The sequence below is a fragment of the Pseudomonas sp. NY11955 genome, assembly GCF_048068035.1.
Lineage (GTDB): Bacteria > Pseudomonadota > Gammaproteobacteria > Pseudomonadales > Pseudomonadaceae > Aquipseudomonas.
This window is the reverse complement of record NZ_JBLUPS010000021.1, coordinates 76,169-91,361: the sequence shown is the minus strand read 5'-3', so window position 1 is coordinate 91,361 and position 15,193 is coordinate 76,169. Positions and strand designations below refer to the sequence as shown.

The following is a 15,193-nucleotide window of genomic DNA, read 5'->3' as shown; positions in this document are numbered from 1 at the left end:
CGTCGTACAAACAAGGCGGTCGCGCGCGTTGGCGCAGGCGTTACTGGCCCGAAACAAACGTAGGAGCGAGCTTCGCTCGCGATGCGCCGCGCGGGCGGCGCTCGATCTCACACACACCGCAAGAATCAAGACATGCGCCCGGCATTCACAACCCCAATCGCAAAGCCTCCCCCACTCCCGCCCCACGCACATCGTTCGCCGCACTGACCAAGGCAAAGTTGTAAGCCCCATGGGACCAATACCGCGCCTCCAGCTGGCCATCGACCCGCTGCCCATCCGGCATGCGCCGGTACTGCTCGCCAGGTGAACGTAGGAACAGGCTGATGCGCTGGCCCTTGCCATCTTCAAACACCAGCAACGCCGCCGGCCCTTGCTCGTTGCTGAGCAAGCGCGCACCCACCGGTTTAAAGCCGTAGCCCGCCAGGTCCGGCAGCTGACCCACGCGGCTGAAATGGCGCCCCAGCCAGTCGCGCAACTGCCCTGAGTCACTGGCCTGGATATCCAGCGCTTGGCTAGCGGCGAACAAGCGGTGCGCCTGAACAGCATCAGCCATGGGCAAGTCAATGCGCGCCAGGCTTGCATCGCGCACTTGCCAGCCGCCCAAACCACCCACACCCAACGCCAGCATCACCACCGCCGCCGCCGCCCAGCGCCGTTGTCGACGCTGGCGCAATTGCCGACGCAACTGGCCCAGCTCCAGCGGCGCGGCCCCGGGCAGTTCGCCAAACCCGGCCAATGCCGTGCGCAGCCGCCGGGCATCGGCACGCCAGCCCTCCACCCGTGCCGCCGCCTGCGGGTTGGCCGCCAGCCAGGCCTGCACCTCGGCCCGGCGCACAGGCTCCAGGCGCTCATCGACGTAAGCGTGCAATTCGTCTTCGCTGGGGATCAGGCGCGTCATTTCAGTCTCCGCAAGGCCGCTGGCTGGGGGGTGCCGTCGGTCAATTCGCGCAAGGCATTGCGCGCGCGCGACAGGCGCGACATCACAGTGCCAATGGGTATGCCCAAGGCCTGGGCGGCCTCCTTGTAACTCAACCCTTCGATGCTGACCAGCAGCAACAAGGCACGCTGCTCCGCCGTTAGCCGGGCAAACGCCTGCAGGTCGGCCTGGGCCATCACGATGGTTTCGAGGTTGTCACCGACCGGCTCGTCGTCGAGCGGGTTACGGCCAAACCAGGACAACCAGCGCGCATGCAGGCGCTCACGGCGCTTACTGTCGAGAAATTGTCGATAAAGAATGGTGAACAGCCAGGCGCGCAGGGCATCGGCGTCGCGTTGCTGGTCGCGGCGGCTCAGGGCCCGCTCGACCGTGGCCTGTACCAGGTCATCGGCGCTGCCCGAATCGCGGGTCAGCCACACGGCGAAGCGGCGCAAGCGGGTGAGCAGCTCGCGCCATTGGTGGTCGTCCAGATCGTGCATGGCTAGGTACCGGCCTCTGGGGTTATCAGTGTAAAGGGCAGACGTCTGTGAACACATTCTATTCCCGGCGATGGAATAACTTTTTCCCCGCCCCGTCGTACTAGCACCTTCCCTGAACCGGACGATGACCATGAACTCACCCTTGCACGGCCCGGCTAAAGCGGTGCGCCTGGCCGCCATTGGCGCCGTGATGCTGGCCGCAGGTGCCGGCTTTGCCTATGCCGCGGGCTGGCTCGGCGAAAGCCGGCTGACACCACAGCGCATCATCGACACCTTCGAGGCCCAGGCCGGGCATTACCCGGGCTACCGCAAGAACCACGCCAAGGGCCTGTGCGTCAGCGGCTACTTCCAACCCAGCGGGCAGGCCGCCAACCTGTCCACGGCGCGCGTCTTCAGCCAGCAGCGGGTGCCGGTGATCGGCCGTTTCGCCATTGGCGGTGCCAACCCGTTCGCGCCAGATACCGGCATACCGGTACGCAGCTTGGCGATTCAGCTGAGCACCGATGACGGTCAAATCTGGCGCACCGGCATGAACAACCCACCGGTGCTGGCGGTCAGCACGCCGCAAGGGTTCTATGAGCAAGTACTGGCCGGCGCCCCCGACCCTGCCACCGGCAAACCGGACCCCGCCAGGATGCAGGCGTTCTTCGCCGCCCACCCGGAAAGCGCGGCATTTCGCCAATGGGCGGCAAGCTACAAACCCAGCGACAGTTTCGCCAGCACCCAATACCACAGTATCAATGCCTTCCGCCTGATCGATGGCGCGGGCGCGTCCCACCCGGTGCGTTGGCAGCTTGAGCCACAAAGTGCATTTGCGGCATTGCCCACCCAGGTCGATGACAAGCAATTCCTGCAACACGACCTGCAACAACGCCTTGCCCAAGGCCCGCTGCGCTGGACGTTACGCCTGGTCCTGGCCGACCCAGGCGATCCTGTGGACGACCCTGCCCGCCCATGGCCCGCCGAGCGGCGCAGCGTGGATGCCGGCACCCTGGTGCTGGAACAGGTGGACGCCCCCGAGCAAGGGGCTTGCCGCGACCTGAATTTCGATCCGCTGATCCTGCCCCATGGCATAGAGGCGTCGGGCGACCCGATCCTCGCCGCCCGCTCGGCCGCCTATTCGGAATCGTTCAACCGCCGTAGCCGCGAATCGCTCAGCACTGGAGCCCAGCCATGAATCCCCAAGCCTTCCACCCTGTTGCCCGCCTGCTGCACTGGCTGATGGCCGTGCTGATCCTGGCCATGTTGTTCATCGGTGTGAGCATGGTGGCCGACCTGTCGCCGCGCCACCCGTTGCTGATCGGCCTGCACAAAGTCACCGGCCTGGCCCTGCTGGTGCTGGTGGTGCTGCGCATCGCAGTGCGCCTGAGCGTGCCACACCCGCCCCTACCACACGACCTGCCAGCGCTACAGCGCTGGGCTGCCGGGGCCTCGCACCTGCTGCTCTATGGGCTGATGCTGGCCATGCCATTGCTGGGTTGGGCCATGCTGTCGGCGGGCGGCTACCCGCGCCCGCTCGGCTTACCCGCCATCGCCCCGCACAACCTGCAACTGTATGCCGTGCTGCGCCAGGCCCATGGCTGGGCTGGCTACTTGCTGTTCGCCACGGTACTGGTGCATGTGGGGGCAGCCCTGATGCACGCGTGGGTGCGCCGCGACGGTGTGTTGCGTAGCATGTGGCCTGGCCCCTTGCGTCGCAGCGATTGACCTGCAACAGCCCAGGGGTTCGACAAGCGACAATTATTCTTAATAAGATCGGCTTTTACTTGCCGCACTACCCTGGACTGCTTATGAACGTCGCAAAGGATCCTGCCACCCTTCTACCTGCCAGCACTCTGGACTTGCGCCCACTGCTGCTGGCCAACATGGCCTGCACCATGTCGATGATGGCCTTCGTCGCCCTGATCGGCCCGATTGCCCGCCAACTTGGCATGGCCACCTGGCAAGCCGGCGCCGCTATCACCGTGGCCGGTGTGGTCTGGGTGCTGCTGGCCCGGCCCTGGGGCCGCGCGGCAGACCGCCTGGGCCGCCGGCGCATTCTACTGCTGGGCAGCGCCGGCTTTACCCTGGCCTATTGGCTGCTGTGCTTGTTCGTCGAAGGTGCGCTGCGCTGGCTGCCGGGGGCGACCCTGGCGTTCATTGGCCTGATGGTCGCGCGCGGCTGTATCGGCGCTTTTTACGCCGCCATCCCGGTGGGCTGCAATGCGTTGATCGCCGACCATGTCGAGCCGCAACGCCGGGCCCGGGCCATGGCCTCACTGGGCGCGGCCAACGCCGTGGGCCTGGTGGTCGGGCCGGCGCTGGCCGCGCTGCTGGCGCGGCACAGCCTGAGCCTGCCATTCCACATCATGTCGCTGCTGCCGGCCACGGCCTTCCTGGTGCTGCTGTTAACCCTCAAACCTCAGGCATTACCCCACAATCATGCACCCAGCGCGGTGCGGCTGAACGACCCACGCCTGCGCCGGCCATTGCTGGTGGCATTCAGTGCCATGCTCAGTGTGACCGTGTCGCAGGTCATCGTCGGTTTCTTTGCCCTCGATCGCTTGCACCTGGGCCCTGCCGAAGCGGCTCAGGCTGCCGGCATCGCCCTGACCACGGTGGGCGTGGCACTGATCATGGCGCAAGCAATACTGCGCCAGCTGGAGTGGCCACCGCTCAAGATGATCCGAGTGGGCGCTACGGTGTCAGCACTGGGCTTCGCCTGCGGCTCGCTGGCCACCACAGCCCCTTGGTTGTGGGCTTGCTACTTCGTTGCGGCAGCGGGCATGGGTTTTGTGTTCCCGGCATTTTCGGCACTGGCGGCCAATGCCATGCAGGCCTCCGAGCAAGGTGCCACGGCCGGCTCCATTGGCGCCGCCCAGGGTATGGGCGCGGTGATCGGGCCGCTGGCTGGCACCCTGGTGTATGCCCTGGATCCGCGCTTGCCATTCCTGGCCGTGGCGGTACTTTTGCTGCTCGTCGGGCTCTGGCCGATGCCGCGTGAACAGCGGCTTTGACAAGCACAGCGCGCAAGCGCGCAGAGTGTGTTTTAATGCGCATCGCTCATTATTATTGACACCTCTGATTACAAGGCGGCTATGGACACGGGGACGCGACTCAAACTGGTGCGTGAACGCAACAACCTCTCCCAACGGGAACTGGCCCGCCGCAGCGGGTTGACCAATTCGACGATCTCGCAGATCGAGCAGAATCGCGTCAGCCCTTCGGTCAGCTCCCTGAAAAAACTGCTCGAAGGCATTCCCATGAGCCTGGCGGAGTTTTTCAGCTTCGACGAGCCGGTGCGTGAAGAGCGCTACGTGTTCCGTGGTGGCGAACAGCCAGACCTGGGCCGCAACGGCCTGCGTATGCTGCTGGTCGGTGCCAGCGTCGAAGGCCGGCAGATGCGCATGCTGCGTGAGCTGTACGCGCCCGGCGCCGATTCGGGCGAGCCAATCGTGCACGCCGAGGGTGAAGAATGTGGCCTGGTCACCCGCGGCACCGTAGAGCTGTGGGTCGATGGGCAGGTCAGCGTGCTCAACTCGGGCGATGGCTACTATATCCCCACTACCCTGCCGCACAGCTTCAAGAACATCGGCCCGGACGAGGCCGAGATCATCAGCGCCAACACGCCCGCGAATTTCTGAACTTGACGGGCTGCAGCGCGCTGAACACTCGGGATATTTACCAGAGCCTGCGCAACGCGGCCCTTGGCGTGCATCACCTTGAGGTGCAGGCACGTCGCGATGGCGGCCTGGTCGATGTCGTAATCCAAGGCTGGCGATTGACGTTGGCCCTGGATGCCGAGGGCCTGGCACATTGCGTTCATTGCCAAGCCCCCGACGGTGTACAGGCCGGGCTCGAGGACTGGCAGCGCTACGGCACCAACCCCACCGACCTGCTCAGCCTGTGGGAACGCACTCAGCTGGAGAGGCTGCTGGCGCCCTGACGCAGTGCTTCTTCTACAAAGTCCAGGCGGTCCTGGCCGAAGAACATCCCATTGCCCACAAAGCAGGTGGGCGCACCAAACACCCCGCGCGCCACAGCCGCCTCGGTCGCCTGCTTCAGCGCAGCTTTTACTTCACCGTCAGCCGTCAACCCGTGAAATACCTGCGGGTCGAAGCCTGCCTGGGTCAGTGTTTCATCCAGAACTGCGTTATCGCCCAGGTTGCGGCGTTGTGCCCATAGCCCATTGAACAGCGCCGACAACAGGGCCTCGAACCGCTCCGGCGAACGCAACTGGGTACCCAGCACGCCGCGCATCAAGGCCAGGGTATTGATCGGGAACCCTGATGGCATCCCGAACGGTACCTCGTAGCGCGCGGCAAAGCGTGCCAGGTCGGTAAACATGTAGCGCCCCTTGGCCGGGATCGTCGCCGGCGAGGCGTTGCCGGTGGCCTGGAACACCCCTCCAAGCAGTATTGGCTGGTAGCGCAGCGTGGCACCTTGGCGGGCGCACAGGCTTGGCAGTTGGGTCCAGGCCAGGTAGCTGGCCGGGCTACCCAGGTCAAAATAGAAATCGACAGTCTTGTGCATGGTTACGGTCCTTGCGTGGTGATAGGGGCTTACCAGCGTTCCATCCAGGGGCGCAGGTCCAGTTCGAAGGTCCAGGCGTCGCGGGGCTGGGCGTGCAGGAACCAGTAGCTGTCGGCAATGTGCGCCGGATCGAGGATGCCATCCTGGTCTTTGAGGGCATAGCGCTCGGGGAAGCTGTCGCGGATGAAGGCCGTGTCGATGGCACCGTCCACCACCACATGGGCGACATGGATGTTGCGTGGCCCCAACTCGCGCGCCATGCTCTGTGCCAGTGCGCGCAGGCCATGCTTGGCCCCGGCGAAGGCGGCAAAACCCGCCGCGCCGCGGGTACCGGCAGTGGCACCGGTGAACAGAATCGTGCCGCGCTCACGCTGGACCATGCGCCTGGCCACTGCCTGGGCGGTCAGGAAGCCGGCAAAGCAGGCCATTTCCCAGATCTTGAAGTATTTGCGCGGGGTCTCTTCCAATATGCTGCACGGCACATTGGCGCCAATATTGAAGACAAAAGCTTCGATTGGGCCAATGTCACGCTCGATAGCCTCGACCAGCGCCGCGACCTCCTCTTCCTTGCGCGCGTCAGAACCAAAACCGTGGGCCTGGCCACCGGCAGCGCGTATTTCCTCCAGCAGCGGCTCCAGCTTGTCAGCCTGGCGCCGGGTTACGCAGGCAATGTAACCCTCACGAGCAAAGCGCTTGGCAATCTCGCCCCCGGTGGCGTCGCCCGCGCCGATCACCAGCACTACTTTTTGTTGTTCTGTCATGCTCACCTCCATTGGTGAATGATCGTTTAGTAAACGAACGCTATGTTATGATCGCGGTCATCGTCAAGCCCGCCTGCAGAGGCATTTGAATGCGCTATTCCAACGAACACAAACAGCAAACCCGCGAACGGCTGCTGGCCAGCAGCGGCGCGCTGGCCAAACGCGGGGGATTTGCCAGCACCGGCGTAGCTGGGTTGATGAAGGCGATCGGCCTGACCGGGGGTGCCTTCTACAACCACTTCCCGTCCAAGGACGACCTGTTTACCGAGGTGGTGCGCCAGGAACTGTGCAACAGCCCGCTGGCACGCCTGGCCTGCCAGGGTGCCAACCGCGAGCGCCTGGGCCGCTGCCTGCGGCAGTACCTGAGCCTGGCCCACCTGCACAATGCCGAGGGTGGCTGCCCACTGCCGCCGCTGGGAGTGGAAATTGCCCGCGCCGAAGCACCGGTGCGTGAAGTGGCTGAGCACTGGCTGCTGGAACTGCACCGTGCCTGGAGCACAACCCTGGAGGATGAACAATTGGCCTGGGTACTGATCAGCCAGTGCGTCGGCGCACTGCTGGTGGGGCGCATGCTGGCCAGTGAAAGCGTACAGGCGCAGGTACTGGACGCCAGCCGCCAATTCGTCGAACAGGCCTTGCATGAGGCGAATTAGCGCACTGCTGGGGTTGCTGCTGGCCCTACCAGCACTCGCTGAACAGGCTTGCCCGCCAGGGCAGTACCAGGTGTGCCTGATGGGCTGCTTCTGCGCCCCGATCGACCCTGGCCAGGCTGGGCAGATCCTCAAGGATGTCGAGGTCATGGCCTCGTCCAGCCTGGCTTTTGCCCTGCGCCAGGCACGCGACGAAGCCACGGCTAGCGGTGTACAGCCGATTCCATTGCATATCCGGGCGCAACTTGAACCCTGGTATGACTTCGCCGTGCTCGACGCGGCCCGCTTTCGGGTGGGGGATGAGCAACAGATGAGCGCAGCCAATGCGCTATTACAGAACCCCGATGTGAACGCCGTGACATTGATCGACACGATCATCTTCCGCCGGGCTGGCGATGCCGAGGACAACGTGGCCTTGTGGGCGCACGAGCTCAAGCATGTGCAGCAGTATCAGGAACTGGGCGTGGAGGAGTTTGCCCAGCGCTATACGCGCAACTATGACGACCTGGAGAGCCCGGCCTACGAGATCGAGGCCGAGGTCGGCAAGTCGCTGCGCGCGCGTACTTCCGGGCAAGCCAGGTAGCGGCAACGCGATTGTCAGGACGCTGCCGAAGCCTCCTGCGCCACCTGCTCGCGGCTGGCATAACGCTGCGCCAGCACGGCACACACCATCAGTTGGATCTGGTGGAACAGCATCAGCGGCAAGATCATCGCGCCAATCCCGCTGCCCACGAACAACACCTGGGCCATTGGCACGCCGGTAGCCAGGCTCTTCTTGGAACCGGCGAACAGGATGGTGATGCGGTCCTCGAGGTCGAAGCCCAATGCCTTGCCAAGCAGGCGAGTGCCAAACAGCACCACCGCCAGCAAAATACCGCACACCACGAACAAGCCGGCCAGGTGCTGCGGCGATACGGTGTGCCACAGGCCGGTCACCACAGCCTCGCTGAAGGCCGTGTACACCACCAGCAAGATCGACCCCTGGTCCACCACCTTGAGCCAGCGCGCATTGCGCTTGACCCAGGCGCCAATCCAGCGCCGCGCAATCTGCCCGGCCACGAATGGCACCAGCAGCTGCAGTGTGATCTTCAATACGGCATCCAGGCCGGACCCCGTATCACCACTGGCGCCCAGCAACATCATCACCAGCAACGGCGTAAGGAAGATACCCAGCAGGCTGGAGGCCGCCGCGCTGCAGATGGCCGCTGGCACATTACCGCGGGCCAGCGAGGTAAAGGCGATGGCCGACTGCACGGTGGCCGGCAAGGCACACAGGTACAGTACGCCCAGGTAGAGCTCGTTACCTACCAGCGGTACGAACAGCGGCTTGAACGCCAGGCCCAGCAGTGGGAACAGCACGAACGTACAGGAGAACACCAGCAAGTGCAGGCGCCAGTGCCCGGCACCTGCAATGATCGCTTCACGCGACAGCTTGGCGCCATGCAGGAAAAACAGCAGGCCGATGGCCAAGTTGGTCAGCCAGCCGAAATACACCGCGCCATCGCCCGAGCAAGGCAGCACGGTGGCGATAAACACCACGCCGAGCAAGGCCAGGGTGAAATTGTCGAATAACATGCGTAAATACTTCATCACTGTGTCCATCTTGTCATTGTGCAAGGGCAGACGATAAGGTCTGCGGCTTTTCGCTGCTAACGCCGGAACCCCCAGCGGTATCGCTCAACGGACACGCTCCATAAAAGGACCCGCCATGCCCCGCCCTCGCCTGGCTGCACTTGCAGCCGCCATTACCCTCACTTTGGGCCATGCCTGCGCCCAGGCCGACGACCTGTTGCAAGCCAAGGTCGACCGGATCATCCGCCCGCTGATGCAGGAACAAGGTATCAGCGGCATGGCCGTGGCCATCTATGCCCGCGACCACGCGCACTACTTCAGCTACGGCGTGGCCAGCAAAGCCGACAACGTGCCGGTTAGCCGCGACACGTTGTTCGAGATCGGCTCGCTGAGCAAGACCTACACCGCCACCCTCGCCGCACTGGCCAGCGCCGAAGGCAAGCTGGACCTCAATGCCCCGGCAAAGCGCTATCATCCGGCACTGGGCGGCGTACCCATTGGTGACGCGACCGTGCTGGAACTGGGCGCCTACAGCGCCGACTGCCTGCCACTGCAGTTCCCGGATACGGTGCAAACACCGCAGCAGGTGGTCGATTTCTTCCGCCACTGGCAACCTCGCGCCAAACCCGGTACCCAACGCTGCTACTCGAACCCAAGCCTGGGCTTGTTCGGTGACCTGGCCGCCCGCGCGCAGCAGCAACCGTTTGCCACCCTGATGAGCGAGGGCCTGCTGACGAAAATGGGCTTGGAGAACACCTACCTGCAGGTGCCGGCCAGCGCCCAAGGGCTTTATGCCCAAGGTTACGACTCCGCCGACAAGCCGGTGCGCGTCGGCCCTGGCCCTTACGCCGACGAGGCCTACGGCATCAAGACCAGCGCCAGCGACCTGCTGCGCTATGTGCGCCTGCACATGCAGCCGCAGGGCTTGCCACCGGCGCTGATGAAAGCCACTGCCATTACCCAGCAGGGCTACTTCCAGGTCGGTGCCATGACTCAGGGCCTGGGCTGGGAACGTTACCCCTACCCGGTCACGCTGAGCACGCTGGTCGATGGCAACAGCCCACGACTGATCCGTGAACCACAGGCAACCACACGCTTGCAACCGGCCCTGCCCGCGCTGCCGGCAGCCTGGTACAACAAGACCGGCTCAACCAACGGCTTCGGCGCCTACGCTGCGTTTGTGCCCGCCGAGCAGTTGGCAGTCGTGCTGCTGGCTAACCGGAATTATCCGAACGAAGCGCGGGTACGCGCAGCCTTCGAGATACTGTCGGGACTGTAACGGGAACCGTGATTGTCGAACAAATCGACAGGAATGTAGTGAGCAAAAATATTCACTACAAAATGGTTGACGCCGTTCATCGCCCTTGTGCATGATGAAGCCGTCTCCCCGATCGGGAGCGGTGGCAAGGGTGTTCCAGACGGCCTGCGCGGTAACGCAGGCCGTCCGTGGAGAGGGAAACTGTCCAAAAGGCAGCGTGAGAAAGCCCCTGTTGCGATGCTGCTGTAGCAGCCTTGGTAGTGCGCTACACCGTGGTAGCGCCAACTGTGAAAATCACCTACGAATGGGTAATGGGGGCTTTATGATGAACTTGAACAACAATCCGACTATCGACCAATTGGCCCAGCTGTTCGCCCTGCGCAAGGACAGCCTCGACGACCACTTGCTGTGGGTTAGCCAAACCGGTGAAGTGCGCCTCGATCGCCTGCCACCGAACACCGTCGAAGATGAATTCGAAGAGCACCTGCCCAGCATGCGTGCCCGCTTCAAGGTCTACCGCCGTGGCCAAGGCTACGTCGGCAAGAAGGCCGCCGCCGACACCGAGTTCGTTGGCCGCTTACTGCAGACCCTGCAACAAGAATGGCCCGCTGCCCGTGAGCAGCAGGCAGTCAAGGTGATCGAACCGCTTAATTGAGGGTTCGCACCCTTACCAGAGCCCGGCCCGCATAGGCCGGGCTTTTTCATGCCTGGCGCCGGTGCAACCGGGTGTCCGGCAAGGGCAAGGCACCCGTGGCCATCGCCCGGGCCCGGTCGACACCCCACACCAACGCGCGGGTCATGGTCTCGCCCGGTCGCGTGGGGTAGTACTCTTCCAGCAACGCCCGACCATCCCCAGCATACAAACCCAGAAACAGTTGTGTCGCCCCCAGGCGCGACAAGCGCACCCGTACGTCCAGTGTGGTGCCGTCGCTGAGTGCTTCGTCGTGGCAGCGGCTGTGCATTTGGGCGTCGGCCCACTGCCAATAGGTCTTTTCCCTGACTCGCATGAGCATTCAATCCTCCGTTACTGGAATGCCGCATCAGAAAACCACAGCGGTGGCCATCCGGCGAGCGCTACCCGGCAATACCATGAGGCGGATCAACGAATGGCAATAAAAACCCCGCCATTGGGCGGGGTTGTGCTGGAGCGGGATCACTTCTTAAGCGGTACCCGCGGCATGAAGCGGCCTTTTTTGCTGCGCTGCAGGTGTGCAGGCTGAAGTTGTTCCGAATCATCCAGCGTCATATGGGCGAACCCCAGGCGGAATGCCGCCTGGCCGCAACGCACTTGACTGTTGATCGGGAACGCATCGTTCAGGTCTTCGAAAAAGGATTCGCTCATGCCCTGTCTCCCTCCAGTGGCGGTCGCGCCGGCAACCAGAAAAGTCGCCCAGGAAACGCGGCCAGTGAAAATGAGACTAGCTGGTCATTTGCAGACCGCTCGGACAAGAACCTTGCGGCCGACCAGTGGCAGGTGGCCCTACTTCAGGCGCACTGCCGTGCCAGTGGCAAATACCACGACCATGCCACCCTGTACCGACGGCATGCTGATCTCGAAATCCACCCCCACTACCGCATCGGCTTGCAACTGGCGTGCCCGGGCTTTGAGTTCCTCGGTGGCTTGCTCCCGGGCCTCGCGCAGCGCGCTTTCCAAGGTTTGCGAGCGGCCGCCGAAGAAGTCGCGAAACCGTGTAAAGAAATCGCGCACGAAGTTGATACCCTGCACCGACTCGGAGCTGACCACGCCCAGGTATTCGGCAATCGGGCGGCCTTCGAGCTGGCTGGTGGTGGAAATGATCATGGGTGCGCTCCGTTGGCCAGGCAAAAGAGGCCGATTCTAGCAGAGCGCAGTCCGGCAGACTCGCGTGGCTTACGCGCTAGCCGCCCGCAAACGCTGGCCGATGCGCGCACCGAACACGTTCACCAGCAACCCGGCCATCACCAGCAATGCACCCCAGCCCTGGGTTGCGGTCAGGCGTTCGCCCAGCAGCAACGCCGACGAACTCAGGCCAATCACCGGTACCAATAGTGAGAACGGTGCCACCTTGCCTGCCGGGTGACGCGATAGCAACTTGCTCCACAGGCTGTAGCCGAGCATGGTGGCCACAAAAGCCAGGTACGCCAGGGCCAGCACCGAACTCCAGCTGATGTTGGCCAAGGCATGGCCGATGCGCTCAGGGCCTTCCAGCCACCAGGACAGCGCCAGGAACGGCAGTGGCGGGATCAGCCCACCCCAGATCACCAACGCCACCAGGTCAACCGAGCCAAAACGCCGGGTAATGATGTTGCCCAGGCCCCACATGGCACCGCCGCACAAGGTCAGCACCAGCGCCAGCATGGGCACATGGCCGCCGTCCTCACTGCCGATCAGTGCCAGGCCGCTGGCCGCAACCAGCAGCCCAAGCACGCTGGCCAGGCGCAGCCGTTCACCGAGGAACAACGCAGCGAAACCGAGGGTGAAGAAGGCTTGCGACTGCAGAATCAACGAGGCCAACCCTGGCGGCATGCCGCTGTACATGGCCTGGAACAAGAATGCGAACTGGCCCAGCGAAATGGTCGCACCATAGGCGATCAGCCAGCGCCACGGCAGTTTGGGCCGCCTGACCAGCAAGATCGCCGGGAACGCCACCAACAGGAAACGCAATGCCCCCAGCAGCATCGGCGGCAAGCCATCGAGGCCAACCTTGATGACCACGAAGTTGACTCCCCAGGCGACGATCACCACCAGGGCGATGAGCAGGTCCTTGAGCGGCATTGCGACTTCCTTCTGCAGGCTTTTTAGACATATTTCGTTACAGCATAAGGCTATTCCTCAACGATGGACCAGCACAGTTGCGGCCAAGGGTTGCGCAACAGTGACTGTTCCTTTTCCCACGGCAGTTGCAGCGCATTACCTCCCTCCCCCAGTGCGCTGAACCACCGCTCGGCAAGCTTGGCTCGCTATGAGGGTAAGGGAAACCTAGTCGCACGATAGTAAATAAATAAGTTGATTTTTTACTATCGCTACACTTTCATAATAAAAACAAGAACAACACCGTACCGGAGCCGCCTGTATGCAGACCGCCTTCCCACACCTGTTCGAAGCCTTGCAAATCCGCGGCAAACGCTTGAAGAACCGCATCATGTCCACTGGGCACGACACCTGCCTGCCCACCGACAACCTGGTCAACGACAAGTTGATCGCCTACCAGCGCGATCGCGCTGCCGGCGGCGTCGGCCTGATCGTGCTGCAGGTCGCCGGGGTGCACGACAGTGCCCGCTACACCTCGCATGTGCTGATGGCCACCGACGATGCCTGCATTGACGGCTACCGCCAGCTCGCCGAGGCCTGCCATGCGCACGGCACCGTGGTGCTGTCGCAGCTGTTTCACCCCGGGCGGGAAATCATGGAGTCGGCGGACGGCCTGCTGGCAGTGGCCTACTCGGCCTCAGCAGTGCCCAATGAACGCTTCCGGGTCATGCCGCGCGCGCTGGACCAGGCGATGATCGACGAAATCGTCCAGGGCTACGCCAGCGCCGCCCGCCGCTTGCACCAGGCTGGGCTGGATGGTGTGGAGGTGGTTGCCAGCCATGGCTACCTGCCTGCGCAGTTCCTCAACCCACGGGTGAACCTACGCACCGATGGCTACAACGGCGAACTGGACCAGCGCCTGAGGTTTTTGCGCGAAGTGCTGGCCGCTGTGCGCGCCGCCACCGACGAACAGTTCATCATCGGCCTGCGCATCAGCGCTGACGAGCGCGACAGCCAGGGGCTGAGCGAAGACGAGTCGCTGGCGGCCGCCGTGGCCTTGCAGGGGCAGCTCGACTACCTGCACATCGTCGCCGGCACCTCGGCATCGCTCGGCGGCGCCGTGCATATCGTGCCGCCGATGGCTATCGAAGCGGCCTACCTGGCCCGCGAAGCCGGTACCTTCAAGCAGCAGCTGGATATCCCGCTGTTCGTCACCGGGCGCATCAACCAGCCCCAGGAAGCCGAGCTGATCCTGGCTCGCGGCCAAGCCGATGTGTGCGGCATGACTCGCGCGCTGATCTGCGACCCGTCGATGCCGAACAAGACCGAACGTGGCCAGGTCGAGGATGTGCGTGCCTGCATCGCATGCAATCAGGCGTGCATCGGCCACTTCCACCGTGGCTTGGCTATTTCCTGCATCCAGCGCCCGGAAACCGGGCGTGAGCTGCAGTACGGGCAACTCACGCCCACGACCTCGCCCAAGCGCATCATGGTCGCTGGTGGCGGGCCTGCCGGGATGAAAGCCGCCGCCGTGGCCGCTGCCCGGGGGCACCAGGTCACCCTGTACGAGGCCGGGCCGCAGCTCGGTGGCCAGGTGTTGCTGGCCCAGCTGCTGCCACGGCGCAGCGAGTTCGGCGGTGCCAGCACCAACCTGCAGCGGGAAATGGCCCTGGCCGGTGTGCAGGTGGTGCGCAACACCCGGGTCGACCGTGCCCTGGTCGAACGTGAGCGCCCTGACCTGGTCATCGCCGCGACCGGCGCCACCCCCTACTGGCCAGCCTTCGAGCGCACCGGAGAGCTGCAGGTGGTGGACGCCTGGCAAGTGCTGCGCAATGAAGTGAAGCCGGGGCGTTCGGTGCTGGTAATCGACTGGCGCTGCGACTGGGTCGGCCCCGGTATCGCCGAACGCCTGGTGCGCGAAGGCCATCAGGTGCAGTTGGCGGTAAATGGCACCCATTGCGGCGAGAGCCTGCCGCTTTATGTACGTGATCAGCTGGCTGGCGAACTGCATCGCCTGGGCATACCCATCACCCCCTACGCTCGCCTGTATGGCAGCGACGACAACACGGTGTACCTGGAGCACACCGCCAGCGGCGAACCGATGATCTTCGAAGGCATCGACACCCTGGTGCTGTGCCTGGGCCATCAACCGCAAGACCGCCTGGCCACTGAACTGGCCGGCCTGGTGGAGGTCCGGCGGATTGGGGATTGCCTGGCGCCACGCACCGCCGAAGAAGCGATTCACGATGGCCTCACGGTTGCCTGGGCACTCTGAGGCTGTACATACTGCGGC

General features: G+C 63.9%; 19 protein-coding genes. 10 read left to right on the top strand and 9 right to left on the bottom strand.

Annotated elements, in window-relative coordinates; genetic code table 11:
* Positions 1-145 precede the first annotated feature (145 nt).
* Positions 146-898 carry an anti-sigma factor family protein gene (locus tag ACNFBR_RS26925; RefSeq protein ID WP_416737541.1) on the bottom strand — a complete coding sequence of 251 codons (753 nt, stop codon included), beginning with the start codon at positions 896-898 and terminating at the stop codon, positions 146-148.
* Positions 895-1,416, bottom strand: coding sequence for a sigma-70 family RNA polymerase sigma factor (locus ACNFBR_RS26920; RefSeq protein WP_416737540.1), 522 nt, complete (start codon positions 1,414-1,416; stop codon positions 895-897). Before ACNFBR_RS26920 ends, ACNFBR_RS26925 begins: the two co-directional genes overlap by 4 nt.
* 124 nt (positions 1,417-1,540) lie before the next feature.
* On the opposite strand from ACNFBR_RS26920, the gene ACNFBR_RS26915 reads away from it, so the two are divergent.
* From ACNFBR_RS26915 to ACNFBR_RS26895, 5 genes are all read left to right on the top strand, one after another.
* Positions 1,541-2,593: a catalase family peroxidase gene (locus tag ACNFBR_RS26915; protein ID WP_416737539.1), complete on the top strand. Its 1,053-nt coding sequence runs from the start codon at positions 1,541-1,543 to the stop codon at positions 2,591-2,593.
* A complete protein-coding gene (locus ACNFBR_RS26910; RefSeq protein WP_416737538.1) occupies positions 2,590-3,123 on the top strand; it encodes a cytochrome b in 534 nt (177 codons plus the stop codon). The genes ACNFBR_RS26915 and ACNFBR_RS26910 overlap by 4 nt, the downstream gene beginning before the upstream one ends.
* Positions 3,124-3,206: 83 nt before the next feature.
* Complete coding sequence (locus ACNFBR_RS26905; RefSeq protein ID WP_416737537.1) at positions 3,207-4,412, top strand: MFS transporter; 1,206 nt, start codon at positions 3,207-3,209, stop codon at positions 4,410-4,412.
* Positions 4,413-4,493: 81 nt separating this feature from the next.
* Positions 4,494-5,039, top strand: a complete 546-nt coding sequence (locus tag ACNFBR_RS26900; RefSeq protein ID WP_003248033.1) for a cupin domain-containing protein — start codon at positions 4,494-4,496, stop codon at positions 5,037-5,039.
* 2 nt (positions 5,040-5,041) lie between these two features.
* Positions 5,042-5,341: a hypothetical protein gene (locus ACNFBR_RS26895; protein WP_416737536.1), complete on the top strand. Its 300-nt coding sequence runs from the start codon at positions 5,042-5,044 to the stop codon at positions 5,339-5,341.
* Here the strand turns inward: ACNFBR_RS26895 and ACNFBR_RS26890 are convergent.
* Both ACNFBR_RS26890 and ACNFBR_RS26885 read right to left on the bottom strand, forming a co-directional pair.
* Entirely contained in the window at positions 5,314-5,928 is a 615-nt protein-coding gene (locus tag ACNFBR_RS26890; protein ID WP_416737535.1) for a 2-hydroxychromene-2-carboxylate isomerase, read from the bottom strand. The two genes, ACNFBR_RS26895 and ACNFBR_RS26890, sit on opposite strands and share 28 nt — an antisense overlap.
* 29 nt (positions 5,929-5,957) lie before the next feature.
* Positions 5,958-6,689 (bottom strand): SDR family oxidoreductase, encoded by a 732-nt coding sequence (locus ACNFBR_RS26885; RefSeq protein WP_416737534.1) that lies wholly within the window; start codon positions 6,687-6,689, stop codon positions 5,958-5,960.
* Between the two features lie 89 nt (positions 6,690-6,778).
* Between ACNFBR_RS26885 and ACNFBR_RS26880 the strand changes: the two genes are divergently transcribed.
* Entirely contained in the window at positions 6,779-7,342 is a 564-nt protein-coding gene (locus tag ACNFBR_RS26880; protein WP_416737533.1) for a TetR/AcrR family transcriptional regulator, read from the top strand.
* Positions 7,329-7,922, top strand: a complete 594-nt coding sequence (locus ACNFBR_RS26875) for a DUF4157 domain-containing protein (protein WP_416737532.1) — start codon at positions 7,329-7,331, stop codon at positions 7,920-7,922. The genes ACNFBR_RS26880 and ACNFBR_RS26875 overlap by 14 nt, the downstream gene beginning before the upstream one ends.
* A 14-nt stretch (positions 7,923-7,936) precedes the next feature.
* On the opposite strand, the gene ACNFBR_RS26870 is transcribed toward ACNFBR_RS26875, so the two are convergent.
* The gene (locus ACNFBR_RS26870; RefSeq protein WP_416737531.1) at positions 7,937-8,929 is read right to left on the bottom strand and encodes a bile acid:sodium symporter family protein; all 993 of its coding nucleotides are present in this window, start codon (positions 8,927-8,929) and stop codon (positions 7,937-7,939) included.
* A gap of 118 nt (positions 8,930-9,047) precedes the next feature.
* Here ACNFBR_RS26870 and ampC point away from each other — a divergent pair, with 118 nt between their 5' ends.
* Positions 9,048-10,190 (top strand): class C beta-lactamase, encoded by a 1,143-nt coding sequence (gene ampC, locus ACNFBR_RS26865; protein WP_416737530.1) that lies wholly within the window; start codon positions 9,048-9,050, stop codon positions 10,188-10,190.
* A gap of 301 nt (positions 10,191-10,491) precedes the next feature.
* Positions 10,492-10,824: a hypothetical protein gene (locus ACNFBR_RS26860; RefSeq protein WP_416737529.1), complete on the top strand. Its 333-nt coding sequence runs from the start codon at positions 10,492-10,494 to the stop codon at positions 10,822-10,824.
* A gap of 46 nt (positions 10,825-10,870) precedes the next feature.
* Here ACNFBR_RS26860 and ACNFBR_RS26855 read toward each other — a convergent pair whose 3' ends face one another.
* From ACNFBR_RS26855 to ACNFBR_RS26840, 4 genes are all read right to left on the bottom strand, one after another.
* Positions 10,871-11,182: a hypothetical protein gene (locus ACNFBR_RS26855; protein WP_416737528.1), complete on the bottom strand. Its 312-nt coding sequence runs from the start codon at positions 11,180-11,182 to the stop codon at positions 10,871-10,873.
* Between the two features lie 140 nt (positions 11,183-11,322).
* A complete protein-coding gene (locus tag ACNFBR_RS26850) occupies positions 11,323-11,511 on the bottom strand; it encodes a hypothetical protein (RefSeq protein WP_003253897.1) in 189 nt (62 codons plus the stop codon).
* Positions 11,512-11,649: 138 nt separating this feature from the next.
* The gene (locus ACNFBR_RS26845) at positions 11,650-11,970 is read right to left on the bottom strand and encodes a YbjQ family protein (RefSeq protein WP_003253898.1); all 321 of its coding nucleotides are present in this window, start codon (positions 11,968-11,970) and stop codon (positions 11,650-11,652) included.
* A gap of 69 nt (positions 11,971-12,039) precedes the next feature.
* Entirely contained in the window at positions 12,040-12,924 is an 885-nt protein-coding gene (locus tag ACNFBR_RS26840; RefSeq protein ID WP_416737527.1) for an EamA family transporter, read from the bottom strand.
* A 298-nt stretch (positions 12,925-13,222) separates the two neighbouring features.
* On the opposite strand from ACNFBR_RS26840, the gene ACNFBR_RS26835 reads away from it, so the two are divergent.
* Positions 13,223-15,175, top strand: a complete 1,953-nt coding sequence (locus ACNFBR_RS26835) for an FAD-dependent oxidoreductase (RefSeq protein ID WP_416737526.1) — start codon at positions 13,223-13,225, stop codon at positions 15,173-15,175.
* The last annotated feature ends 18 nt before the right edge of the window (positions 15,176-15,193 follow it).